We start from the raw sequence: 25,212 nt of genomic DNA on the forward strand, positions 1-25,212 counted from the left end.
GTCCCTTCGATCGCGGAGGCGGTCGGGAACCGCCGTTTCCTGCCGGTCCTGCCACTGTATGCAAGCGCGTCCTGCGTCGGCGAAGTTCCCCGAGGAGGTACGCCGAGAGCGAGCACCCCGACGGAGGTGCACAGGGGCTCGGGAAGCGGCCGAGGGGCGCGTGACCGGGGGTGTGCGCATGGCGAGTTCACCGACGCCGTGGGGTCGCGGACCGTGGTGCGGAAGCGGCGGGCGGGGCGGGGTCCGGTCGGTGTTGTCCGTGGGGCGGTCCACAATGGTCCGCGTCAGATCCCGTCACGCTTCAGCAAGGAGCCGGCAGCGATGGCCCGCCGCAGCACGAAGACCCCGCCGCCCGACGACTCGTACGAGGAGAAGATCCTCGACATCGACGTCGTCGACGAGATGCAGGGCTCCTTCCTCGAGTACGCGTACTCGGTCATCTACTCGCGTGCCCTGCCGGACGCCCGCGACGGTCTGAAGCCGGTGCACCGCCGCATCGTCTACCAGATGAACGAGATGGGCCTGCGCCCCGACCGCGGCTACGTCAAGTGCGCCCGCGTCGTCGGCGAGGTCATGGGCAAGCTGCACCCGCACGGCGACGCGTCGATCTACGACGCCCTGGTGCGCATGGCCCAGCCCTTCTCGATGCGGGTGCCGCTGGTCGACGGCCACGGCAACTTCGGTTCGCTGGGCAACGACGACCCGCCCGCGGCGATGCGGTACACCGAGTGCCGGATGACCGCGGCGACGGGCCTGATGACCGAGTCGATCGACGAGGACACCGTCGACTTCGCGCCGAATTACGACGGCCAGGAGCAGGAGCCGGTGGCCCTGCCCGCCGCCTTCCCGAACCTGCTGGTCAACGGCGCGTCGGGCATCGCGGTCGGCATGGCCACCAACATGCCGCCGCACAACCTCGGCGAGGTGATCGCGGCCGCCCGGCATCTGATCCGGCACCCGAACGCGGACCTGGACGCCCTGATGAAGCACGTCCCGGGCCCCGACCTGCCCACCGGCGGGCGGATCGTCGGCCTGTCCGGGATCCGGGACGCCTACGAGACCGGCCGCGGCACGTTCAAGATGCGCGCCACGGTGTCGGTGGAGAACGTCACGGCCCGCCGCAAGGGTCTGGTCGTCACCGAGCTGCCGTTCGCGGTGGGCCCGGAGAAGGTCATCGCCAAGATCAAGGACCTGGTCGCGGCGAAGAAGGTCCAGGGCATCGCCGACGTCAAGGACCTCACCGACCGCGAGCACGGCCTGCGCCTGGTCATCGAGATCAAGAACGGTTTCGTGCCGGAGGCGGTCCTGGAGCAGCTGTACAAGCTGACCCCGATGGAGGAGTCCTTCGGCATCAACAACGTCGCCCTGGTCGACGGCCAGCCCGTCACGCTGGGCCTGAAGGAGCTGCTGGAGGTCTACCTCGACCACCGCTTCGACGTGGTGCGGCGGCGCAGCGAGTTCCGCCGCGGCAAGCGGCGCGACCGGCTGCACCTGGTGGAGGGCCTGCTCACGGCGCTGGTGGACATCGACGAGGTGATCCGGCTGATCCGCTCCAGCGAGAACAGCGCGCAGGCCAAGGAGCGGCTCATGCAGCAGTTCGAGCTGACCGAGGTGCAGACGCAGTACATCCTCGACACGCCGCTGCGGCGCCTGACCAAGTACGACCGCATCGAGCTGGAGGCGGAACGGGACCGGCTGACCGCGGAGATCGAGGAGCTGACCCGGATCCTGGAGTCGGACGCCGAGCTGCGCAAGCTGGTGTCGTCGGAGCTGGCGGCGGTCGCCAAGAAGTTCGCCACCCCGCGGCGCACGCTGCTGCTGGAGGCGTCGGACGTGCCGGCCGCGACGGTTCCGCTGCAGGTGGCGGACGACCCCTGCCGGGTGCTGATGTCCTCCACCGGCCTGCTGGCCCGCACGGCCACCGCCGAGCCGTTCCCGCAGGAGGCGGGTGGCAAGCGGCAGAAGCACGACGTGATCGTCTCGTCGGTGCCGGCCACGGCCCGCGGCGAGGTGGGCGTGGTGACCTCGGCCGGGCGGCTGCTGCGGGTCGACGTCGTCGACCTGCCGCAGCTGCCGGAGACGACGACCGCCCCGAACCTGGCCGGGGGTGCGCCGCTGGCGGAGTTCGTGTCCCTGGAGGACGACGAGACGGCGCTGTGTCTGACCACCCTGGACGAGTCCTCGCCGGGCCTGGCGCTCGGCACGGAGCAGGGGGTCGTCAAGCGGGTCGTCCCGGACTACCCGGCGAACAAGGACGAGCTGGAGGTCATCACCCTCAAGGAGGGCGACCGGATCGTCGGCGCGGTGGAGCTGCGCACCGGCGAGGAGGACCTGGTGTTCATCACGGACGACGCGCAGCTGCTGCGTTTCCAGGCCTCCCAGGTCCGTCCGCAGGGCCGGCCGGCGGGCGGTGTGGCCGGCATCCGGCTCGGCGCGGGAGCCAAGGTGATCGCGTTCACGGCGGTGGACCCGGCCTCGGACGCGGTCGTCCTCACGGTGGCCGGTTCCCGCGGCACACTGGACGACTCGGTGCAGACCACGGCCAAGCTGACGCCGTTCGACCAGTTCCCGCGCAAGGGCCGGGCCACCGGCGGCGTGCGCTGCCAGCGGTTCCTGAAGGGCGAGGACTGCCTGTCCTTCGCCTGGGCCGGTCCCGCCCCGGCGCGTGCCGCCCAGAAGAACGGCTCCCCGGCCGTGCTGCCGGACGTCGACCCGCGCCGTGACGGTTCCGGCACGCCGCTCGCGAAGAAGGTGGCCGCGGTGGCCGGACCGGCCTGAGCCGGGAATCCCTCGGTCACCGGGGCACTCCCCCGGTGACCTCCGGGGGGCCGTCGGTCACCCGGGTTCCTCGGCGACCGGACTCTCCTCGGTGATCGGGGGGTCCTCGGTGATCGGGGGTTCCTCGGTCACCGGGGGTTCCTCGGTCCGGTCGCCCTCCGGATCAGCGACATAGCGCAGGACGCCCCACATGCCGTGCTCGTCGGCATGCGGGGCGTTCTCGTCGCGGCACGCGTCGAGCTGCGTGGCCAGAGCGGCGGTGTCGAGGCCGGCGCCGATGAGGACGAGCCGGGTCGCGGGCGTCTCCCCCGCCGGCCAGGGCTCCGGGTAGAAGCGCAGGAACCGGCCGACGGCGTGCACGGTGTAGCGGTTGCGCGGATCGTACGCACCGAAGTCCACGTACCCCTTGATCCGGTACAGCCCCTCGGGCCGGCTGTCGAGGAACCGCATCAGCTGCCGGGGGCCGAGCGGGGTCTCACTGACGAAGGACAGGCTGTCGTAGCCGGTGTGCAGATGCCCGTCGTGCCCGTGCCCGAGCCCGTCGTGCCCGCCGTCCGCCGCGTCCTGCTCGTCGTCGTGCGCATCCTCGTGCAGGTCGTCGAAGGACAGCTGCCCGATGCGCTCCTCGCGGGGCCGGCAGTCGAAGAGGAACTCCGGGTCGATCCGGCCGTACGTCGCCGGGACGACCGCGGCTGTGCCGGTGAGCGAGCGGACCAGCCCGAGGACGCGTTCGCGGTCGTCCGCGCGGTCGAGCTTGTTCACGACGACCAGGTCCGCCAGGGCGAGGTGCCGGTCGATCTCGGGGTGCCGGCGGCGGGTGTCGTCGAACTCGGCGGCGTCCACGACCTCCACCAGACCGCCGTAGACGACCCGGGGGTCCTCGCTGGCCAGCACCATGCGGACGAGTTCCTGGGGTTCGGCCAGGCCGCTGGCCTCGATGACGATCACGTCGACGCCCAGGGACGGCTGGAGCAGCCGGTCGAGATAGCGGTCCAGGTCACCGGGGTCCACGGCACAGCACAGGCACCCGTTGCCGAGAGAGACGGTGGAGTCCCCGAGCGCGCCCGCCACCGCCATGGCGTCGATCTCGATGGCGCCGAAGTCGTTGACGATCGCCCCGATCCGGCTGCCGCCGCTGCGGTGCAGCAGATGGTTGAGCAGGGTGGTCTTGCCGGAGCCGAGAAACCCGGCGAGCACGACGACCGGGACCTGGTGCCGGCTCGGACGCTGACCCACTGTGCGACCTTCCTCGCGCCTGGCGTGCACCGGCGTGGCCGTCCGGTGCACGGGTGACAACTGATGGCCGCCCCAGGATAGGGATCGGGTCGGTGGCGCCGTCAGCCGGCGAGCGGGACCGGCACCGGGGCCTCGGGCCCGGTGTATCGCGCCGCCGGCCTGATGATCTTGGAGTCCTCCGCCTGCTCCAGGATGTTGGCGCTCCAGCCGATCACGCGGCCCGCGGCGAAGGTGGGGGTGAACATGGCGCGGGGCAGGCCGCACTGCTCCATCACCACGCCCGCGTAGAACTCGACGTTGGTGTGCAGTTCCCGTCCGGGCTTCAGCTCCGCGAGGATCGCCTCGACGCGGCGTTCCACCTCGACGGCGAAGGCGACCCGGGGGCCGCCGAGCCGCTGGGCCGTCGCGCGCAGCATGCGCGAGCGGGGGTCCTCGGTGCGGTAGACGGCGTGGCCGAAGCCCATGATGCGGTCGCCGGCGAGGACCCGTGCGCGCACCCAGGGGTCGATCCGCTCCGGGGTGCCGATCGCGTCCAGGGTGTCCAGTGCCCTGCTGGGCGCGCCTCCGTGCAGCGGCCCGGAGAGCGCACCCACCGCGGCCGTCAGGCAGGCCGCCACGTCGGCCCCGGTGGAGGCGACGACCCGCGCGGTGAAAGTGGACGCGTTGAAGCCGTGGTCCATGGTGGAGATCAAGTACTGCTCGACGGCCCGCGCTCGCTGTTCGTCCGGCTCCGAACCGGTGACCATGTACAGGTAGTTGGCCGCGTGGGGCAGGTCCTGGCGGGGTTCGACCGGCTCCAGCCCCTCGTGCAGCCGGTGCAGCGCGGCGAGCAGGGTCGGCACCGCCGCGCAGGCGACCAGGGTGTCCCGGCGGCGCCGGGCGGGATCGGTGTCGTAGACCGGGCGGAAGCCGCTCGCCGCGCCGAGCAGGGGCAGGGCGGCGCCCAGTCCGGCCAGCGGCCCCGAGCGGCGGCTCGCCTCGGCGAGCGCGGGCAGTGCCGAGCGCACCGCGTCGGGGAGCGTGCGCAGGGCGGCCGTCTCGGCGGCGAAGGCGGCACCGCGCCGGGCGTCCGGCAGTTCGCCGTGGATCAGCAGATGCCACACGTCCTCGAAGCTGCGGGTGCGGGCGAGGTCGACGGCGGAGTACTGCCGGTAGTGGTAGAAGCCCTCGGCGCCCCGGACGTCCCCGATCCGGGTGTCGGTGACGACGACGCCGGCGAGCCCTCGCGGGACGTCGACGGTCGGGGCTGCGCTCCTGGGACGGGACATCGCATCTCCTCCGAGTGGTGACGGGCGACAACGGACAACGGATGCGACCGACTGTCCATGCTGTGGTCAATAGTTGTCAATGTTGATTGACAATCAATGTTCCTCGTCCAGTCCGCGTCGATGTGGATACGGTGAGTCCATGAGCGATCAGGATGGGGCCCTCCCCGGCTCCCGGCGGCGACTGACCACCCGGGAGACCGCCGAACTGCTCGGTGTGAAGCCGGAGACCGTGTACGCCTACGTCAGCCGCGGCCAGCTGACCAGCAGACGGGAGCCGGGAAGCCGCGGCAGCACCTTCGACCCGCAGGAGGTCGAGGCGCTCGCCCGCCGCAACCGGCGGGAGAACGGCACGGCCTCGGCCGCCACGGACCTGTCCGTACACACCCGGCTCACGCTCATCGAGGACGACCGGTACTACTACCGCGGCGTCGACGCCGCCGACCTCGCCCGCCGGCACTCCTACGAGGAGGTCGCCGAGTGGCTGTGGACCGGCCGGCCGTGCCCGGGGGCCTCCTTCGCCGCGCCCGAGACGTCCGTCGCCGCGGCCCGCCACGCCGCGGGGTCGCTGCCCGAGGACGCCGGCCCCACCGACCGGCTGAGGGTCGCGGCGGTCGCCGCCGCGGCCGCGGATCCGCTGCGGTTCGACCTGGCGCCGGACGCCGTGCTCGGCACCGCGCGCATCCTCGTCCCCACCCTCGTCGACGCCCTGCCCGTGCGCGGGGCGGACACCGCCGGGCAGGGTCCGATCGCCCACCGTCTGTGGGCGCGGCTGACCGACCGGAAGCCCGACGAGGCGTCACTGGCCGCACTGGACACGGCCCTCGCCCTGCTCGCCGACCACGACCTGGCCGCCTCCACGCTCGCCGTGCGCGTCGCCGCCTCCGCCCGCGCCCCTGTGTACGCCGCCGTCTCCGCCGGGCTCGGCGTGATCGAGGGGCCGCTGCACGGCGCGGCCGGAGGGCTCGCCCACCGGCTGATCCTTCAGGTCCTGGACCGGGGCACCGCGGGTCCCGTGGTCGCCGGCGAACTGCGGGAGGGCCGCCGGATCCCCGGGCTCGGCCACCGCCTGTACCGCGGTGAGGATCCCCGCGCCCGTGTGCTGTTCGAGCTGCTGGAGGAGATCCCCCACGCCGCGCCCGCCCTGGCCGCCGCCCGCGACATCGCGGCCACCGCCGCCCGTCACACCCCGCTGCACCCCAACGTCGACCTGGCGCTCGCCGTGCTGACCGCCTCCAGCGGCATGACGTCCGCCGCCTGCGAGACCGTCTTCGCCGTGGCCCGCACGGCCGGCTGGATCGCCCACGCCCTGGAGGAGTACGGGGAGCCGCCGCTGCGGATGCGGCCGAGCGGCCGGTACACCGGGCCGCGTCCGCCCCGACCGCTGCCGACCGGGTGAGGCCCGACCGCCAGGTCCGTCCACCGCGCGACGGCAGCGGAACGGATCACTCCGACGGCCGGGATTCGCCCCACGCCCGGTCAGGTTAGGCTCACCTCTGTGAGTACCTGCGCGAGCCTCTCCCGGCAGCTCGACGAGCCGCTGTCCGCCACGGCTCCCACCGCGGCGACCTGGCTGCTGCTGGAGCAGCCCGGCCCCTGGGGCGCCAAGGCGCTCACTTCCAGCCATCTGGACCCCGCGCTGGGGCGGGCGCTCGAGCAGGCCGCCCAGGGCACCGGCGTACGGATCGCACTCATCCGCCGTCCGGGACGGCACGCCGACTGCCACGCTCCGTCCCCGCGGCAGGTGTACGCCGCCCACACCACCCCCGGCCTCGCCTGGCTGCACGGGGCCATGACGGCCGACCCGCGGCGGCTGCTCGACCTGGACCTCGCCGCCCTCGGCCGGGGCGACCCGCGTTCCTTCGACACGGTGCTGCGCGGGCGCCCGCACACCGGCGACCCGCTCGCGCTCGTCTGCACCAACGGCCGCCGCGACCAGTGCTGCGCCCTGCTCGGCCGACCGCTGGCCGCCTTGCTGACCGCACGCGGACTGCGCGAGGTGTGGGAGGTGACGCACCTGGGCGGCCACCGCTTCTCGCCGACGGTGCTGCTCCTGCCGTACGGCTACGCCTACGGGCGGGCCGAACTGTCCACCGTCGTCGCGGCGGTCGACGGCGTACGCGCGGGCCGGGTGGCCCTCGACGGATGCCGGGGACGCACCGCGTGGGAGCGCCCCGGACAGGCGGCCGAGTTGGCCGTGCGCCGGGCACTGGGCGAGGAACGGGCCGAGGTGCTGGACGTCACGGGCATCGAGGGTGCCGCACCCCGCTGGGAGGTGACCGTCGCCCACCGGGACGGGCGCCGGTGGCACGTGACCGTCGCCCAGGGCGCCGCCGTGCCGCCCCGGCCGGACAGCTGCGGAGCCTCGGTGCTGGGCACCCCGGCCCGGATGGACGTGGTGGCCGTCCGCGAACTCGCCGTCGCCCGCTGAGACACCGCACAGGTGACGCCCGCTGGGACACCGCACAGGTGACACGCGCTGAGACACCGCGCACGCGACACCCGCTGAGACACCGCACACGCGACACCCGCTGAGACACGGCACACGCGACACCCGCTGAGGACACGGCACACGCGCCTCGCACGCCTGGCTGCGTCGCCTCCCGCCCCTGGGGCCGCCCCGGTCACCGGACGTACCGTCGTCGGCATGTCCACCACCGTTGTCGCACGCCGTCGGCGCCTGGGTCTGCCCCGCAAGGTGTTCTCGCAGGTGCTGCTGATGCAGCTGGCGATCGCCGCGGGGGTCGCCGTGCTGGCGACCGGACTGTTCCTCGCGCCGCTCGGCCACCAGCTCGACGACCAGGCGATGCGCCGGGCACTCGCCATCGCCGCGACCACCGCGGCGAACCCGCAGGTGGTCAAGGACCTGCTCACCACGCGACCGTCCGTCGACGGACCGGTGCAGCAGGAGGCCGAACGGATCCGCAAGGCGACCGGCGCCGAGTACGTGGTGGTGATGGACCGCAACGGCATCCGCTGGTCGCACAGCAATCCGAGCCGGGTCGGCGAGCACGTCTCCACGGACCCGGGTGCGGCCCTGGCCGGACGGAAGGTCATGGAGATCGACACCGGCACCCTGGGCCGTTCGGCCCGCGGCAAGGTGCCGCTGTACGACAGCGGCCACCGCATCGTCGGGGCGGTCTCGGTGGGTATCGCCTACGACAGCGTCCGCTCCCGGCTGATCCACGCCGTCCCCGGCCTGTTCGCCTACGCCGGCGGTGCCCTGGCCGCCGGCGCCCTGGTGGCCTGGCTGATCTCCCGGCGGGTCCAGCGCAGCACCAGGGACCTGGCCTTCTCCGACATCGCGGCGCTGCTCGCCGAGCGCGAGGCGATGCTGCACGGCATCCGGGAAGGGGTCGTGGCCCTCGACCGCGAGGGCCGGGTGCGGCTGCTCAACGACGAGGCCCGACGGCTGCTGGGCATCGGCGACGAGGCACTCGGCCGGTCGCCGGACGAGACCTTGGGCGCGGGCCGCACCACCGACGTCCTGGCCGGCCGGGTGACGGGCACCGATCTGCTGACCGTGCGGGGGCAGCGGGTGCTGGTCGCCAACCGGATGCCCACCGGCGACGGAGGCGCCGTGGCCACCCTGCGCGACCGGACCGAGGTGGAACAGCTCGCCCGGGAACTGGACTCCACCCGCGGTCTGATAGAGGCGCTGCGCGCCCAGGACCACGAACACGCCAACCGGATGCACACCCTGCTCGGGCTGCTGGAGCTGGAGATGTACGACGACGCCCTGGAGTTCGTCGGGGAGGTGGTCGGCGGCCACCGGTCCACCGCCGAGCAGGTCACCGAGAAGATCCGGGACCCGCTGATCGCCGCGCTGCTGGTGGGCAAGGCGACGGTGGCGGCCGAGCGCGGGGTGGCACTGTGGATCTCCGACGCCACCCGGCTGCCGGACCGGCTGGTCGATCCGCGCGGGCTGGTGACGATCGTCGGCAACCTGGTCGACAACGCGCTGGACGCGGTCGCGGCCACGCCGCACGCCCGGGTGGAGGTCGAGCTGCGCACCGAGGGCCGCACCGCGGTGCTGCGGGTGCGGGACACCGGGCCGGGGATCCCTCCGGACCGGCGCGAGGTCATCTTCACCGAGGGCTGGTCCACCAAGCGGCCTCCGGCGCACGGCAAGCGCGGCCTCGGCCTGTCCCTGGTGCGCAGGCTCGCCGAACGGCAGGGAGGCAGCGTGACGGTCGCCGATGCGCCCGGCGGCGGAGCCCGGTTCACGGTCGTCCTGCCCGAGGCCCTGACCGAGCCCGGCCTGGCACCCGCCGAGCCCGGCCCGGCGGCAGCCGCCCCGCCGAGGCCCGCGCCTGTGGTGGTCTCCGGGCCCACGCCGGGTGACGGGACCGAGGCAGCGACCGGGACCGGCACCGGGCCGGGCGGCGGGAGCGTCGCGGAGGAGCCACGGCGACCGCGGTGACCGTCAGGGCGCGGTCCGCGGAGGCACGGCGCGGCTCCCGGTGCGGGGCCGTACGGCTCAGCCGGCGGCCTTCTGCACGAACTCGGTCGTATACGTCCTGGCCAGGTCGACCTCGGCGTTCTTGATGTTCGGGTTGAACGCCCTGAGGACCTTCTCGACGGTCTCGGGGCCGTTGGCCGGCATGACACCGTCCTCGGTGAACATCGGCAGCGTGTCCTTGATGGCCTCGGCGTACAGCGCCTCGTCGCCCTGGGAGTAGTCGGCGGGCATCTTGGCGGCGATCTCGGCGGCGCTGTGGGTGTGCATCCACCTCAGCGTCTTGACGAAGGCGTTGACCAGCTTCTGGACGGTGTCCTTGTGGCTGTTCACCCAGTCCGTCCGCATGTACAGGCTGGACGACGGGTACGGCCCGCCGAGCGCCGCCTGCGACCCCTCGGGGGTGCGCATGTCGACGAGGACCGTGCCGGCCCTCTTCCGCAGCAGTGTGGCGACCGTGGGGTCGGTGGTCATGCCGGCGTCGATGGAGCCCTTCTGCAGGGCGGAGACGAAGGTCTGTCCGGCGCCGACGGCGACCGGGGTGAACTCGCTGACGTCGACGCCGTTCTTGACGGCGAGGTACTTGGTCAGGAAGTCGGTGGAGGAGCCGAGGCCGGTCACGCCCAGCTTCTTGCCCTTGAAGTCCTTCGGCGACCTGATGCTGCCGGCGGCCTTCGCGGAGACGACCTCCACCTCGCCGGGCGCGTGCGAGAACTGCACCACGGACTCCACCTCCTTGCCCTTGACCTGCAAATCGAGGGTGTGGTCGTAGAAGCCGACGGTGCCCTGGACCTGGCCGGCGACGAGCGCGGTCTCCGCCTGCACCCCGGCGGGCTCGCTGAGCAGTTCCACGTCCAGGCCCTCGGCGGAGAAGTAGCCGAGCCGCTGGGTGAGCATCGCCGGCAGGTAGATGACCTTGTCCAGGCCGCCGACCATGATCTTCACGTGCTCGCCCTTGCCGCCCCCGCCTGCGGCGGAGGTCGAGGTGGACGCGTCGTCGGCGCAGGCGGTCAGACAGGACAGGGCGAGCAGGGCGGCCGCGGCCGAGGCCGCGTGGCGGGCGGGGGTACGCATGGTGGTTCACGTCCTTGTGATGAAGCGGTGCCTCGTCAGGAGGCGGTGCGGAAGGAGGCGGCGGGCAGGTGACGGGCCGCGGTCACTGACCGGAACCGGCGGGCCGCCAGCGGAAGATGCGGCGTTCGGCGTAGGTGAGCAGCCCCTCGGCGATCAGCGCGACCGCGGCGAGGATGACCATCGCGGCGTAGACACCGGCGGCGTTGAACGTGCCCTGGGACTGGGCGACGAGCAGCCCGATGCCGCGGGTGGCGCCGATGTACTCGCCGACGATGGCGCCGATCAGCGCGAATCCGAAGCTGACGTGCAGGCTGGTGAAGATCCAGGAGGTCGCGGACGGGATGACCACCTGGAGGGTCACCCGGCGGTCGCTCGCGCCGAGGATGCGGGCGTTGGCGACCAGGTTCCGGTCGACCTCGCGGGCGCCCTGGAAGGCGTTGAAGAACACCGGGAAGAAGACCAGCACGACGGCGGAGGCGACCTTGGAGGCCGGGCCGAGCCCGAACCAGATCACGAAGATCGGGGCGAGGACGATCCTCGGGATGGAGTTGAGCACCTTGATGTAGGGCCCGAGGACGTCCGCCAGGAACCGGACACGTCCGAGCGCGATGCCGAGGACCACACCCGCCACCACGCCGCACACCCAGCCGAGCAGCGCCTCGTAGAGCGTGTACCAGATCTGCTCGCCCAGCGAGCCGAGGGCGGTTCCGTGGGTGACCCAGGTCCAGATCTGGTCCCAGATCTGCGACGGCATCGAGAAGTTGAACGGATCGATGATCCGAGCACGGGAGAGGACCTCCCACAGACCGAGCACGGCGATCAGGACCAGCACACGGGTGGTGGTGACGACCGCCTTGCGGCGGCGGGCGGCGCGGGGCCGTGACGGGGAGCGGTCGCCGGTTACGGCGAGGTCGGCGGCCGGTGTGCTGAGCACCTCAGGCGACATGGGCACCTCGCTCACGGGTGATGCGGACCTCTTCGCCGAGGGACTCCCAGATCTCGCGGTAGATCTCGACGAACTCGGTCTGCAGGCGGACCTGTTCGACCTTGCGGGGGCGGGGCAGGTGGATGTCGAAGACCTGCTTGACGGTGGCGGGGCCGGCCGTCATCACGACGACCTTGTCGGCCAGGGCGATGGCCTCCTCCAGGTCGTGGGTGACGAACACGACCGAGGCGCCCGAGCCCTCCCACAGCTGAAGCAGCTCGTCCGACATCAGCGCCCGGGTCTGCACGTCGAGCGCCGAGAACGGCTCGTCCATCAGCAGGATCTCGGGGTCGTTGACGAAGGTCGCGGCGAGTGCGACACGTTTGCGCTGGCCGCCGGAGAGCTGGTGCGGGTAGCGGTCCTCGAAGGCGGCGAGCCCGACCCGGGACAGCCAGGCACGTGCCTTCTGCTTCGCCTCCGCCTTCGGCACCCCCCGGAAGCGGGGGCCAGCCATCACGTTGGACAGCACCGTGCGCCAGGGGAAGGTGGCGTCCTGCTGGAAGACGAAGCCGACCTTGTCGCCGACGCCACGGACCGGTTCCCCGGCCACCAGCACCTCGCCCTCGGTGGGCTCCTCCAGGCCGCTGACCAGGGTCAGCGTGGTCGACTTGCCGCAGCCGGTGGGGCCGACCACGGCCACGAACTCACCGCGCTCCACGGTCAGATCCAGGCCGCGCACCGCGGTGTGCAGGCCCCCCGACGGGGTCCTGAACGTCTTGCTCGCGCCCCGCAGTTCGATGACGGGGCTGGTCACTGCGCTCATGGGCCGGGACGGTAGAGGCGATCCGGCCCGGGCAGCAGTCTTGCCGTCACAAGCCGTTCATCTGCTCGCAAACATCTGTTGTGCTCGTTTTGCTCGCGCTACAACAGCACAGCGGGAACACGGGCTCGACGCTCGCCCGGCCTTGAGGGAAAGAGGCCCGATGATTGACGTCCTGGTGGTCGACGACGACTTCCGTGTCGCTGAGATCAACGCCGCGTACGTGGGAAAGGTTCCCGGGTTCCGGGTGGTCACCCGCGCGCACAACGCCGACCAGGCCCTGACGACCGTGCAGCGCGGCGGCATCGACCTGGTGCTCCTCGACCAGTACCTGCCGGACCGCTCGGGGCTGGATCTCGTCCACCGGATGCGGCAGCAGGGCCTGGGCACCGACGTCATCATGATCACGGCGGCGGGCGATGTGGCGACCGTGCAGCAGGCGATGCGGCTGGGCGCGCTGCACTACCTGGTCAAGCCGTTCACCTTCGCCGCGCTGCGCAGCCGACTGGAGTCCTACGCCGCGCTACGCCGCACGGTGGACCGGGTCGGCGGCCAAGGGGTCGCCGGGCAGGAACAGGTGGACCGGATCTTCGCCGCGCTGCGCACCGTGTCCTCCCCGTCCTCCCCCGGTCTGCCCAGCGGGCATTCGGCGCCGACGACCGATCTGATCTGCGGGGTCCTGCACAGCGCGGGACGGCCGCTGTCGGCCCACGAGGTGGCCGCCCGGACCGGGCTGAGCCGCTCCACCGCCCAGCGCTATCTGCGCCACCTGGAACGGGCCGGCCGGCTGCGGCTGTCCTTGAAGTACGGCGACACGGGTCGCCCGGAGCACCGGTATGCGTGGGTGACGCCGTGAGGGCGCTCCCGTGACTGCGGGGCGAGGGCCGGCTACGCGGCGCCCGCGCCGGTCAGGGACCGCACCTCGGTCTCCGCGTGCCGGGCCTCGTCCGGGGGTGCGGCGGAGGTGACGGTGCCGAGCCAGCCGGCGAGGAAGCCCAGCGGGACGGAGGCGATGCCGGGGTTGCACAGCGGGAAACAGTGGAAGTCGACGCCGGGGAACAGCGCGTCGGGGCTGCCGGAGACCACCGGGGAGAGCACCACGAGCAGCACGGCGGGAACCAGCCCCCCGTAGACGGCCCAGACCGCACCGCGGGTGGTGAAGGACCGCCAGAACAGCGAGTACAGCAGCACCGGAAGGTTCGCGGAGGCGGCGACCGCGAAGGCGAGGCCGACCAGGACCGCGACGTTCAGTTCGCGGGCGAGCAGGCCCAGGGCGATGGCGGCCGCCCCGACGGCCACGGCCGCGATCCGTGCCACGGCCACCTCGCTGCGCGGCCGGCGGTCACGGCGCCGCAGCGCCGCGTACAGGTCGTGGGCGACCGCGGCCGAGGAGGACAGCGTGAGTCCGGCGACCACCGCGACGATGGTGGCGAGGGCGACGGCGGCCACCACGGCCACCAGGACCGCTCCCGTGGTGGAGCCCGGGCCGCCGCCCAGGTGGAGGGCGAGCAGGGGCACCGCGGTGTTCCCGGCCGCGTTCGAGCCGCGGACGGCGTCCGGTCCGACGAGCGCGGCGGCACCGAACCCGAGGACGATCGTCATCAGGTAGAACACGCCGATGAGGCCGATGGCCCACAGGGCCGAACGGCGGGCGGCCCGCGCGGTCGGCACGGTGTAGAAGCGCGCCAGGATGTGCGGCAGGCCGCCGGTGCCGAGCACCAGCGCCAGGCCGAGGCTGAGGAAGTCCAGGCGGGCGGTCCAGTCGCCGCCGTACCGCAGGCCGGGCGCGAGGAAGGCGTCCCCGTGGCCGCTGTGCGCGGCGGCGGTGAGCAGCAGCCGGTTCACATCGCCGTGGAAGCGGACGAGGACGAGCACGGTCAGGGCGAGGGTGCCGGCCAGCAGCACGACCGCCTTGACGATCTGGATCCAGGTGGTGGCCCGCATACCGCCCAGCGACACGTAGAGCACCATCAGGACCCCGACGCCGGTCACCGTCCACACCTGTGCCGCGCCGCCGGTCCGGCCGAGGAGCAGGGCGACGAGGGTGCCCGCACCGACCATCTGCGCCACCAGGTACAGCAGGCACACGGTGACCGAGGAGGTGCCCGCCGCGAGCCGTACCGGGCGCTCGGCCATGCGTGCCGCGACCACGTCGGCAAAGGTGAACCGTCCGCAGTTGCGCACCAGTTCGGCGAGCAGGAACAGCACCACCAGCCAGCCGACGAGGAAACCCACCACGTAGAGCACCCCGTCGTAGCCGACGAGCACGATCAGCCCGGGCACGCCCAGGAAAGAGGCGGCGGAGGCGTAGTCGCCCGCGATGGCGAAACCGTTCTCCATGGGGGAGAACAGCCGTCCGCCGACGTAGAACTCCTCGGACGAGCCGTGCCGGGTGCGGCTCACCCAGGCGGTGATCGCCAGCGTGACGGCGACGAACACGCTGCACAGCAGCAGCGTCAGTGTCTGGTGGTCGCCGGTCATGACGCACCGCCCGCGATGTGCCGCGTGCGGTCCTGGGTGTCCCAGCGCAGGTCGAGCGCGGCCCGGTCGCGTCGCAGCCGTGCGTGGCGCGCGTAGGCCCAGGCGAACAGGAAGGCGCTGAGGAACTGTGCGAGCCCCGCGAGCATCGCCACGTTCACCGCGCCCACCACCGGGCGTGCCATCCACCCGGGGGCGGCCGTGGCGGCGACGACATACGCCACGTACCACAGGAGGAAGGCCGCCGCCCCCGGCACCACGAAACGGCGGTAACGGGTGCGCACCTGCTGGAACGCGGCGCTGCGTTGCACGTCCAGGTAGACCTGGGCCGTCGCTTCGGGCATCCGGCCGGTGCGCCGCTCGCGGCGGGCCGCCGGGACGGGCGCGACGGCGCCCGTGCGGTCTCGTCGGTCCCGGCCGGGGGCCGGAGCGTCGTGCCAGGGGCCGCGGCAGGGCATGGTCTCGGCGGTGCCCCGGGTCTGCTCGTCGTGCGCCCCCTGGTGCGCGGGCGCGCACACGGGACCGCCTCCGTGCCCGTGGGGGCGGCTGTTGCGTGACTGCATGCCCAAGGATGGACAGAACGGGAAGATCCGTGACTTCTCTTCCCGACCCGGTTCACTCCATCAAGTGAGGGGCGTTCACGGGGATCACCGTGCGGGCGGCCGGGCCACTCCGGTCGCGTAGGCGTACCGCACGGCTTGGGCGCGGTCCTTCACGCCGGCCTTGGCGAAGAGGTTGTTGATGTGGGTCTTCACCGTGGCCGTGGAGATGTGCAGCCGGCGGGCGATCTCCTGGTTGCTCAGGCCCTCCGCGATCAGGGCGAGCACCTCGCACTCCCGTGTGGTCAGTCCGTCGGGCGTCCGGGCGGCGGGGACGGGACACGGTTCGGCCCCGGTCAGCCGCTCCAGCAGCCGCCGCTGGATGCCGGGCGCGAGCCCCGCCTGCCCGGACATGACGTCCCGCACGGCCCGGACGATCTCGTCGCCGCCGGCGTCCTTGGTCAGATAGCCGCGCGCGCCCGCTTCGAGTGCCGGGAACAGCGACTCGTCGTCGTCGAACGTGGTGAGGACCACGACCTGGGTGCCGGGGTGTCCGGCCCGGATCCTGCGGGTGGCCTCCACGCCGCCGCAGCGCGGCATGCGCAGGTCCATCAGGACGACGTCCGGGGCGAGTTCCGCGACGAGCCGGACCGCCTCGTCCCCGTCCCCGGCCGATCCGACGACCTCGATGCCGGGCAGCAGACCGAGCAGCATCACGATGCCCTCCCGCACCACGGTCTGGTCGTCCGCCACCACGACCCGTGCGGGCTTCTGTCCTTCCTCCTCGCTCATGCGGGCACCTTCAGCGTCACGGCGAATCCCTCCTCGTGCGGTCCTGCGTCGAGGGAGCCGCCCAGCAGCTCGGCACGCTCCCGCATGCCCAGCAGACCGTACCCGCCTCCGGAGGCGGCCAGTTCACCGGGCGTACCGCCGAAGTCCCGCACGGCGAGCGTCACTTCGTGCTGTCCGTAGTCCAGATGGACCTGGACCGCGGCACCGACGGCGTGCTTGCGGACGTTGGTCAGCGCCTCCTGCGCGACGCGTCTGACCGTCTGCGACGCCTCGGCGGGCAGGGGCCGGCGTTCACCCGAAACAGTGACCTCGGCTCTGGCGTTCTCCCGCACCAGCTCGCTGAGGAAGTCCTCCAGCGGTGTCAGCTCGCCGCGCAGGGCGGACAGGGCCTGGCGGGTCTCGGCGAGGCCGTCACGGGCCATGCCACGGGCTGCGACGATCCGATCGAGAATCTGCTCGCGGTCCGCGTCCTGCTCCACGAGCAGCCGCGCGGCCTCCAGGTGGACGAGCTGGGCCGACAGGCTGTGCGCCAGCACGTCGTGGATCTCCCGCGCGATCCTGGCGCGCTCGGCCAGTGCCGCCGACTCGGCCTCGGCCGCCCGCGCGGCCCGTTCCTGGGCGAGCAGGCGCAGCGCTCCGGCGCGGGCCTCCGCGTCGAGCCGCAGGACGTATCCGGCGAGGGCGAGCCCGACGGCAGTGGCCCCGGTCACCGGCCAGTTGTCGTGGTGGGACAGGGCGTAGCAGGCGAGCGAGAGCGCCGCGACGGGCGCCGCGGCCGCCAGGGGCAGCCGCACCAGGGCCATGACCGCGCAGGCGCACCACAGGAGGAGGGCGGGCACGGTCAGCTGTCCGGCGTGCGCGGCGAGGCCGAGGGCGACGAGCACCGCCAGCAGTCCGAGGGAGGGCCACAGCCGGTGCGCAAGGGTGGTGCGGAAGAACCCCCGGACGACGAGTCCGGCGAGCAGGACTCCCACTACCGCCGCCGCTACTCCCCAAGGCGGGAGGTGACCGCTGCGGAAGGCGCCCCACAGCAGCGCGACGCCCACCAGCGCGCGCACCGACCGGCCGAGGAGCTGCCGGGGCCGGGACAGTCCGGCGCGGCTCAGTGCCTCCGGGGAGGGCCAGCGCGTCCAAGGAGTGTCGGCGGTCACACACGTTCCTTCCACGCGGTTCGAGCCTTGCCGTCACCGCACGCCGGGCTTGCGCCGGCCGCCGGGACGGTGAGGGACCGTGCGCGCAGCGCCATGACCGCGGAGCGGGTCAGCAGCGTGAGCGCGAGGGTGAGGAGCACGGCTGCGCTGCCCTGCCGTATGCCGAGCGAGGAGCCGAGTACGGCGAGGCCGATGCGCAGCGCGATGCCGCCGATCCAGACGGCCGCGCTCGCCGTGCTGCTCCGGGTCCACACGGTGCCGTCCTGACCGGCCCAGATGCGGGTGGTCCAGCCCCAGCCGGCTCCGGTTCCCAGGCCTATGAGGAGTTCGGCGGTCAGGAGGGCGGCGGACGCGCCGTGGTGGTCTGGGTCCAGGAGGGCCGGCTCGCGCAGTGCGACGACCGTGAGGACGGCCGGAACGAGCCACCAGCGCCGGTCGGCGTCGAACCTGCGTGTCCGGAACAGCCGCACGATCACCAGGGCGGCGACGGCGACGATCACCAGCACGTTGACGAGCCCGGACATCAGACCTCCGTGAGCAGCGACGCGGCGCCGACGGCGGGGTGCCGTCGACGCCTTCGACGCTACGCAGACAGGCGGTCCGGTTGATCGGAGCGCGGGTGGATCATGGGGTGGATCCTGCGCGCCGCCCTCTCTCCACCCGTGGGTGGAGAAACGGGCCCGCGGCCGGTTCCCGGTCCGCGTCGGAGACGCGTCGGACCCGGGATCCGGCCGCGACGAAGACGGCTACGCGTCGATCCGCGAGCGGTCCAGGGTGGCCGCAGAGCTGGCGATGAACTCCTTGCGCGGGGCGACGTCGTTGCCCATCAGCAGCTCGAACACGGCCTCCGCGGCCTCCAGGTCGGTGAGGTTGATCCGGCGCAGGGTGCGGCGGCGCGGGTCCATGGTGGTCTCGGCCAGCTGGTCGGCGTCCATCTCGCCGAGGCCCTTGTACCGCTGGATGGTGTCCTTGTACCGGATGTTCTTCTTCTGGAACTCCAGCAGCTTGTCCCGCAGCTCCCGGTCCGAGTACGTGTAGACGTACTTGTCCTGGCCTTTCTTCGGCTGGACCAGCTCGATGCGGTGCAGCGGCGGCACCGCGGCGAACACCCGGCCCGCCTCGACCATGGGCCGCATGTAGCGGTGGAACAGGGTCAGCAGCAGCGTCCGGATGTGGGAGCCGTCCACGTCGGCGTCCGTCATCATGATGATCTTGCCGTAGCGCGCGGCGTCCAGGTCGAAGGTGCGGCCGGACCCGGCCCCTATGACCTGGATGATCGCGCCGCACTCGGCGTTCTTGAGCATGTCCGAGACGGACGACTTCTGGACGTTGAGGATCTTGCCGCGGATCGGCAGCAGCGCCTGGAACTCGGAGTTGCGGGCGAGCTTGGCGGTGCCGAGCGCGGAGTCGCCCTCGACGATGAACAGCTCGCTGCGCTCGACGTCGTCGCTGCGGCAGTCGGCGAGCTTGGCGGGCAGGGAGGAGGACTCCAGCGCGGTCTTGCGGCGCTGGGCGTCCTTGTGCTGGCGGGCGGCGATCCGGGTGCGGGCCGCGGCGACGACCTTCTCCATCACCGTGCGGGCCTGCTGGGCGGCGTCGCGCTTGGTGGAGGTCAGGAACGTCTTGAGCTGCTTGGAGACGACGTTGTTCACGATGCGGCGGGCCGCCGAGGTGCCGAGCACCTCCTTGGTCTGGCCCTCGAACTGAGGCTCGGCGAGCCGCACGGTGACGACGGCCGTCAGGCCCTCCAGGGCGTCGTCCTTGACGATGTCGTCCTCGGCGACGCGCAGCAGCTTCTTGGCGCGCAGGACCTCGTTCAGCGTCTTGGTGACGGCCTGCTCGAAGCCGGCGACGTGGGTGCCGCCCTTGGGGGTGGCGATGATGTTGACGAAGGAGCGGACCGTCGTGTCGTACCCGGTGCCCCAGCGCAGCGCGACGTCCACGCCGAGTTCGCGGGTGACCTCGGTGGGCGTCATCTGGCCGTGCTCGTCGAGCACCGGCACGGTTTCCTTGAAGGTGCCCTGCCCGCTGAACCGCAGCACGTCGCAGACGGGCCTGTCGTTCGCGAGGAACTCGCAGAACTCGCTGATGCCGCCGTCGAAGCGGAAGGACTCCTCACCCTTGCTGCCACCCTCGCCCAGGCCGAACTCGTCACGGACGACGATGGTCAGGCCGGGCACCAGGAAGGCCGTCTGGCGGGCGCGCTGGTGCAGGGTCTCCAGGGAGAGCTTGGCGTCCTTGAGGAAGATCTGCCGGTCGGCCCAGTAGCGCACCCGGGTGCCGGTGCGGGTCTTCGGGATCTTCTTGGTCTTGCGCAGGCCGCCCTTGGGCTCGAACTTCGCGTCCGGTCCGGCGCCGGCGAAGGCTCCGGGCACTCCGCGCCGGAAGCTGATGGCGTGGGTGTGGCCGCCGCGGTCCACCTCGACGTCCAGCCGTGCGGACAGGGCGTTGACCACGGAGGCGCCCACGCCGTGCAGACCGCCGGAGGCCGCGTAGGAGCCGCCGCCGAACTTGCCGCCCGCGTGCAGCTTGGTCATGACGACCTCGACGCCGGACAGGCCGGTCCGCGGTTCGACGTCGACCGGGATGCCGCGGCCGTTGTCCTGCACCTCGACGGACCCGTCGTCGTGCAGGATCACCTCGATGTGGTCGCACACGCCCGCGAGGGCCTCGTCCACAGAGTTGTCGATGATCTCCCACAGGCAGTGCATCAGGCCACGGCTGTCGGTCGATCCGATGTACATGCCGGGGCGCTTGCGCACGGCTTCGAGGCCCTCGAGGACGAGCAGGTGCCGCGCGGTGTAGTTGGAGCCGTCCCGGTCTGCTCCTGCCAGCAGCGCTGTGGACGGCACGGACGTGTCGGCGGTCACGCGGTTCGCTCCTCGCTGAATTTCGAACGGGGCCCGGAAGGTTGGGGCGCGGTCTCGGTTGTCGCTCAGAGGGTACCGAGCCCTGGTGGGGGCCTTGTAACGCAACCCTCGGCGCACACCAAGAGTAGTCGAGAGTCGCATGTACGTTCGATACCTCGTCGGGGTGAAGCACATATCACGTTCCCTTCGAGGCATGAACCATTTAGGCTCCGGGCACGTCCTCTTGCACAAGCCGGTGACACCACCGGGGAGGACCGACCATGACCGACAGCGCGAACCCGTACGACACATAGACACGCACTACGGCACATTCGCCGCCACCCGGCAACGGACAGCCGTCTCGGACAAGATTTTTCCGAGAAAAAGCCACGAGCGGGAACGTTTGCGGCTGGTTGGATGTTGACCCTGGTACGACAGCTCGTCGAGCTAGAGAAGAGGCGACGTGACTACTGTTCTGACCCCCGCGAGCCCGCTGACGGCCGCTGACCGGTGCGACCGCTGCGGCGCCCAGGCCTACCTGCGCGTCGTCCTGCTGAGCGGCGGAGAACTGCTCTTCTGCGCCCACCACGGTCGCAAGTTCGAGCCGGAACTCAAGAAGATCGCCGCTGAGATACAGGACGAGACCGCGCGTCTGACGTCTGCTCCGGCAAGCGCGTCCGACGACGAACGCTGACACCTCGCACGACGAGCAAGGTCCGGCACAGACCGGCGAAAGGGCGGTCGCTCCCGCGTCACGGAGCGACCGCCCTTCGTCGTGTCCGGCCACCGCCTGCACCGGCCCCGGATCCGTCGGGTCACCCGGTTCCGGTCCGGTGCCTGGCCACCGGGGTGCCGCCGGTGCGGCCGAGGGCCTTCACGACCTCGGACACGCGCGTGTAGACGCCCGGTCTGCCCGGCTCCCCGCAGCCGCTCCCCCACGACACCAGGCCGATGAGCCGCCCCTGTGCCACCAGCGGGCCTCCGCTGTCCCCCTGGCAGGCGTCACGGCCCCCTGAGGGCTCTCCGGCGCACAGCATGACACCGCGCCGGTAGCGGCCCTGGGCGCCGCCCGGGTAGGCCCGCTCGCACTGCGCGTCGGGCAGGACACGCACCCGTGCCGCGTGCAGGCTGTGCGCGTAGGACGCGGCCCCGGTGGTGTCGCCCCACCCGTACACCACGGCCGCGGTGCCCGGCCGGTACGCCCGGTCACCGGGACCGGCCATGGCGATCACCGCACGGGCGGACACCGGCTCGGCCAGGGTGAGCACGGCGAAGTCGCCGGCGTTGGTCGCGGTGTCGTAGCGCGGGTTCACCCACACGGAGCGCACGCGGATCTCCTTGCCCTGCGTGGACAGCAGATCCGTGCGGCCGGTGATGACCTTCAGATCCGGTGTCGGCGGCGAGCCGACGACCTCTCTGCCCAGACAGTGCGCCGCGGTCAGCACGGTGGTGCGGCCGACGGCGACACCGCCGCAGAACTGCCCCGACCGGCTGCCTCCGAACCGGTCACGGCTGGAGAGGGCCACCGTCCAGGGGCTCTGCGCCACATCGACGGGGAAGCCTCCTACGACCACGCCACCGGCAGCGGCCGGAGGGCCGCTGACCAGCGGTATCGCGGCTGCCGCGGCCATCAGGACCAGGGGCCGGGCCAGGGCCCGGACGCTACGGCCTCGCATGCGCACTCCTCACTCCGGGATGATCAAGAGAACACCCAGAGTCACGCATCGCGGCCGGGTCCGCAGCACGAAGATCGAAGGTCCGGCCCCGTTTCGGGGACCGGACCTTCCGTCGGTGGTACGACCGTGATCAGTCGAGGTAGTCGCGCAGCACCTGCGAACGCGACGGGTGACGCAGCTTCGACATGGTCTTCGACTCGATCTGGCGGATCCGCTCACGCGTGACGCCGTAGACCTTGCCGATCTCGTCGAGGGTCTTCGGCTGGCCGTCGGTCAGGCCGAAGCGCATGGAGACGACGCCGGCCTCGCGCTCGGAGAGGGTGTCGAGCACCGAGTGCAGCTGCTCCTGCAGCAGTGTGAAGCTGACCGCGTCGGCCGGGACGACCGCCTCGGAGTCCTCGATCAGGTCGCCGAACTCGCTGTCGCCGTCCTCGCCCAGCGGGGTGTGCAGCGAGATGGGCTCGCGGCCGTACTTCTGGACCTCGATGACCTTCTCCGGGGTCATGTCGAGCTCCTTGGCCAGCTCCTCCGGGGTGGGTTCGCGGCCCAGGTCCTGGAGCATCTGGCGCTGCACCCGCGCGAGCTTGTTGATGACCTCGACCATGTGCACCGGGATGCGGATGGTGCGGGCCTGGTCGGCCATGGCGCGGGTGATCGCCTGACGGATCCACCAGGTGGCGTACGTGGAGAACTTGTAGCCCTTGGTGTAGTCGAACTTCTCGACCGCGCGGATCAGACCGAGGTTGCCCTCCTGGATGAGGTCCAGGAAGAGCATGCCGCGGCCGGTGTAGCGCTTGGCCAGGGAGACCACCAGGCGGAGGTTGGCCTCCAGCAGGTGGTTCTTGGCCCGGCGGCCGTCCTCGGCGATGATCTCCAGCTCGCGCTTCAGCTTGGGCGCCAGCTTGTCGGAGTTGGCCAGCTTGTCCTCGGCGAACAGACCCGCCTCGATGCGCTTGGCCAGCTCGACCTCCTGCTCGGCGTTGAGCAGGGGCACCTTGCCGATCTGCTTGAGGTAGTCCTTGACCGGGTCGGCGGTGGCGCCGGCCGCGGCGACCTGCTGGGCGGGGGCGTCGTCCTCGTCCTCGTCGGAGAGCACGAAACCGGCGTTCTCGGCGTCGGGCTCCTCGGCGGCCTTCGGGTCGTCGAGCACCTCGTCGTCGAGAAGGTCGATGTCGTCCTTCTTCGCCGCGGTCTTCTTGGCCGCCGTCTTCTTCGCCGCGGTCTTCTTCGTGGTCGTCTTCTTCGCCGTCGTCTTCTTGGCCGCCGTCTTCTTCGCGGGGGCCTCGCCCTCGGCGGACGGGTCGCCGGCGGAGGCCGCCGAAGCGGCGGTGGCGGTGGCCTTCCGGGTGGTCACCGTCTTCGTCGCCGCCTTCTTGGCGGCGGTGCGCTTGGCCGGACTCTTCGCGACGCTCTTTCGGGTGCGCTTGTTGGGCTCCGCGGCACTGACCATCAGCGTCACACCCTCTTCCTCGAGGATCTGGTTGAGGCTGCGCAGTACGGTTTTCCACTGAGTGGCCGGAATCTGGTCAGCTTCGAAGGCCCGACGCACATCGTCGCCGGCGATCTGCCCCTCAGCCTTTCCCCGCTCGATGAGCGCCATGACAGAGACGGACTCGGCGATCTCCGGCGGGAGCGTACGGGATGTGCTGGCCGACACGAACAACCTCTCGGAACGTTGGAAAACGGCTTCCGGCCCCGTCCACGGCGGACGGAGGCCGACCACCGGCCTGGGGATGGGCCGACGGCGCGGGCGCGGGCCGAGGAAGAGCACAGCGCCGTGACCGGCGTCCGTATTCCCTCCGCGGCTGTCACCTCTTAGGTCATCGCGTTGTCTCCGCGAGCGTTACGCCCCCTTCGCGTGGCCCGAGTCACACCCGGTAAGCGCTCAGATGCGGGCACACGCGATCAAAAGCGGCCCATCCATGATCCACGGCTGTGCCGGCCGCATGCCGCGCCGGTCGGGGCACCGCCCGCGCGGCCCGCGCGGACCCCGCCGAGGGCGGCGGGTCCGGCGGGGTCCTGCCGAGCCCGTTCACCGGCCGGGCGGCAGGCAGGGGAGGACGGCGGCGCTGCCGGACCGTCCGTGCCCGGATCGGCGTACGCGGCTCAGTGCTCGCGCGGCGCGGGGACCACCCGCTCGATCTCGGGGTGCACCGTCAGCAGCTGGCGCATGGCGGCCTCCGCGGCCGCACCGTCGCCCGCCCCGAGCGCGTCGACGATACGGGCGTGCTGCGCCAGGGCCGACTCACTGGGCCGGTCGCATCCCGTGACGGGTCCGCCGGAGACCTGGAGCGCCGCGGAGACGATGCCCGAGAGGTGCTCCAGCATGCGGTTGCCCGCGACCTGGATGAGCAGGGTGTGGAACTCGGAGTCGGCGCGGGAGAAGGTCAGCGCGTCGCCCTGGCCGAGGGCGTGGCCCATGATCTCCACCATGTCGGCCAGGCGCTGCTGGACGTCCTCGCGTCCGTGCCCGGCGGCGAGCCGGGCGGCGAGGGGCTCGATCGTCCAGCGCAGCTCGCTCAGCTCACGGCGCTGGACGTCGCGCTGAGGCCCGAAGGCCCGCCACTCGATGATGTCGGGGTCGAGCAGGTTCCAGTCGCTGACAGGACGCACCCGCGTGCCGACGTTCGGTCGCGCGCTGACCAGGCCCTTGGCCTCCAGGACACGCAGCGACTCGCGGACGACGGTGCGGGAGACCTCGAACCGCTGGCCGATCTCCTCCGGCACCAGCGGCCGGTCCGCGCCCAGGTCGCCGGAGACGATCATCTGGCCGAGCTGCTGGACGAGTTGGCCGTGCAGTCCGCGGCCGCGGCTGCCCGCGGCGCGCCGGCCCACCCGGCCCAGCTCCGGGTCCGCCCCCTCCCAGGACGGGCCCGCGCCGCGGTCGGGGGCGGGTGCCTCCGCGTACGGGTAACGGTCGAGTTCGCCCGGACCGGCCACGCCGGAGTCGGCGGAACGGGCGGCGGTCATCATGGTGTGCGCAAGGGTACTCACGGAACCTTTGTCGGCGCCGTTTCCAACTCCCTTGAGGTCTTTGGTGAAAAGCACACGAAAGGGTGATCGCTCACTTCAGCGCAATTGACGCCTTATCAGAAAGAAATGTGCTTTCTGTGTGGAATTCCGGACATCGACCGTGAGAAACAGGGGCGAAGCCGGTCATCGGGCGGGGT

20 protein-coding genes are annotated in these 25,212 nt (G+C 72.0%); 6 read left to right on the top strand and 14 right to left on the bottom strand.

The window, feature by feature from the left end:
• Positions 1-321: 321 nt before the first annotated feature.
• A complete protein-coding gene (locus OG899_RS05665; protein WP_168130818.1) occupies positions 322-2,778 on the top strand; it encodes a DNA topoisomerase (ATP-hydrolyzing) subunit A in 2,457 nt (818 codons plus the stop codon).
• A 57-nt stretch (positions 2,779-2,835) separates the two neighbouring features.
• Here the strand turns inward: OG899_RS05665 and OG899_RS05670 are convergent, their stop codons facing one another.
• Both OG899_RS05670 and OG899_RS05675 read right to left on the bottom strand, forming a co-directional pair.
• Complete coding sequence (locus tag OG899_RS05670) at positions 2,836-4,014, bottom strand: GTP-binding protein (RefSeq protein ID WP_168130817.1); 1,179 nt, start codon at positions 4,012-4,014, stop codon at positions 2,836-2,838.
• A 101-nt stretch (positions 4,015-4,115) separates the two neighbouring features.
• Complete coding sequence (locus OG899_RS05675; RefSeq protein WP_125498210.1) at positions 4,116-5,282, bottom strand: citrate synthase/methylcitrate synthase; 1,167 nt, start codon at positions 5,280-5,282, stop codon at positions 4,116-4,118.
• Between the two features lie 139 nt (positions 5,283-5,421).
• On the opposite strand from OG899_RS05675, the gene OG899_RS05680 reads away from it, so the two are divergent.
• The 3 genes from OG899_RS05680 (at position 5,422) to OG899_RS05690 (ending at position 9,702) form a co-directional block, all read left to right on the top strand.
• Entirely contained in the window at positions 5,422-6,678 is a 1,257-nt protein-coding gene (locus tag OG899_RS05680; RefSeq protein ID WP_125498211.1) for a citrate synthase, read from the top strand.
• 99 nt (positions 6,679-6,777) lie between these two features.
• Positions 6,778-7,710 carry a sucrase ferredoxin gene (locus OG899_RS05685; protein WP_125498212.1) on the top strand — a complete coding sequence of 311 codons (933 nt, stop codon included), beginning with the start codon at positions 6,778-6,780 and terminating at the stop codon, positions 7,708-7,710.
• Positions 7,711-7,926: 216 nt separating this feature from the next.
• On the top strand, positions 7,927-9,702 hold the full coding sequence (locus OG899_RS05690; protein ID WP_168130816.1) for a sensor histidine kinase: 1,776 nt from the start codon (positions 7,927-7,929) through the stop codon (positions 9,700-9,702).
• A gap of 57 nt (positions 9,703-9,759) precedes the next feature.
• Here the strand turns inward: OG899_RS05690 and OG899_RS05695 are convergent, their stop codons facing one another.
• From OG899_RS05695 to OG899_RS05705, 3 genes are all read right to left on the bottom strand, one after another.
• A complete protein-coding gene (locus tag OG899_RS05695; protein ID WP_168130815.1) occupies positions 9,760-10,812 on the bottom strand; it encodes an ABC transporter substrate-binding protein in 1,053 nt (350 codons plus the stop codon).
• A gap of 82 nt (positions 10,813-10,894) precedes the next feature.
• A complete protein-coding gene (locus OG899_RS05700; protein WP_125498215.1) occupies positions 10,895-11,758 on the bottom strand; it encodes an ABC transporter permease in 864 nt (287 codons plus the stop codon).
• Entirely contained in the window at positions 11,748-12,560 is an 813-nt protein-coding gene (locus OG899_RS05705; protein WP_125498216.1) for an ABC transporter ATP-binding protein, read from the bottom strand. The genes OG899_RS05700 and OG899_RS05705 overlap by 11 nt, the downstream gene beginning before the upstream one ends.
• Positions 12,561-12,720: 160 nt before the next feature.
• Between OG899_RS05705 and OG899_RS05710 the strand changes: the two genes are divergently transcribed.
• A complete protein-coding gene (locus OG899_RS05710; protein ID WP_125498217.1) occupies positions 12,721-13,413 on the top strand; it encodes a response regulator in 693 nt (230 codons plus the stop codon).
• A 32-nt stretch (positions 13,414-13,445) separates the two neighbouring features.
• On the opposite strand, the gene OG899_RS05715 is transcribed toward OG899_RS05710, so the two are convergent.
• From OG899_RS05715 to OG899_RS05740, 6 genes are all read right to left on the bottom strand, one after another.
• Positions 13,446-15,038, bottom strand: coding sequence for a cation acetate symporter (locus tag OG899_RS05715; RefSeq protein WP_168130814.1), 1,593 nt, complete (start codon positions 15,036-15,038; stop codon positions 13,446-13,448).
• Positions 15,035-15,598, bottom strand: a complete 564-nt coding sequence (locus OG899_RS05720) for a DUF485 domain-containing protein (protein WP_125498244.1) — start codon at positions 15,596-15,598, stop codon at positions 15,035-15,037. The genes OG899_RS05715 and OG899_RS05720 overlap by 4 nt, the downstream gene beginning before the upstream one ends.
• Before the next feature lie 84 nt (positions 15,599-15,682).
• Positions 15,683-16,366, bottom strand: a complete 684-nt coding sequence (locus OG899_RS05725; RefSeq protein ID WP_125498219.1) for a response regulator transcription factor — start codon at positions 16,364-16,366, stop codon at positions 15,683-15,685.
• Positions 16,363-17,517, bottom strand: a complete 1,155-nt coding sequence (locus tag OG899_RS05730) for a sensor histidine kinase (protein ID WP_125498220.1) — start codon at positions 17,515-17,517, stop codon at positions 16,363-16,365. Before OG899_RS05730 ends, OG899_RS05725 begins: the two co-directional genes overlap by 4 nt.
• Positions 17,514-18,041, bottom strand: a complete 528-nt coding sequence (locus OG899_RS05735) for a CcdC protein domain-containing protein (protein WP_125498221.1) — start codon at positions 18,039-18,041, stop codon at positions 17,514-17,516. The genes OG899_RS05730 and OG899_RS05735 overlap by 4 nt, the downstream gene beginning before the upstream one ends.
• Before the next feature lie 222 nt (positions 18,042-18,263).
• Positions 18,264-20,387, bottom strand: coding sequence for a type IIA DNA topoisomerase subunit B (locus tag OG899_RS05740; RefSeq protein WP_125498222.1), 2,124 nt, complete (start codon positions 20,385-20,387; stop codon positions 18,264-18,266).
• A gap of 442 nt (positions 20,388-20,829) precedes the next feature.
• On the opposite strand from OG899_RS05740, the gene OG899_RS05745 reads away from it, so the two are divergent.
• On the top strand, positions 20,830-21,060 hold the full coding sequence (locus OG899_RS05745) for a hypothetical protein (RefSeq protein ID WP_125498223.1): 231 nt from the start codon (positions 20,830-20,832) through the stop codon (positions 21,058-21,060).
• 121 nt (positions 21,061-21,181) lie between these two features.
• Here the strand turns inward: OG899_RS05745 and OG899_RS05750 are convergent, their stop codons facing one another.
• The 3 genes from OG899_RS05750 to OG899_RS05760 form a co-directional block, all read right to left on the bottom strand.
• The gene (locus tag OG899_RS05750; protein ID WP_125498224.1) at positions 21,182-22,042 is read right to left on the bottom strand and encodes a serine protease; all 861 of its coding nucleotides are present in this window, start codon (positions 22,040-22,042) and stop codon (positions 21,182-21,184) included.
• A 130-nt stretch (positions 22,043-22,172) separates the two neighbouring features.
• On the bottom strand, positions 22,173-23,699 hold the full coding sequence (locus OG899_RS05755) for an RNA polymerase sigma factor (RefSeq protein WP_125498225.1): 1,527 nt from the start codon (positions 23,697-23,699) through the stop codon (positions 22,173-22,175).
• Between the two features lie 449 nt (positions 23,700-24,148).
• Positions 24,149-25,036: a FadR/GntR family transcriptional regulator gene (locus OG899_RS05760; RefSeq protein ID WP_406310924.1), complete on the bottom strand. Its 888-nt coding sequence runs from the start codon at positions 25,034-25,036 to the stop codon at positions 24,149-24,151.
• Positions 25,037-25,212: the final 176 nt, after the last annotated feature.

Source organism: Streptomyces thermoviolaceus (genome assembly GCF_045209695.1).
GTDB lineage: Bacteria > Actinomycetota > Actinomycetes > Streptomycetales > Streptomycetaceae > Streptomyces > Streptomyces thermoviolaceus.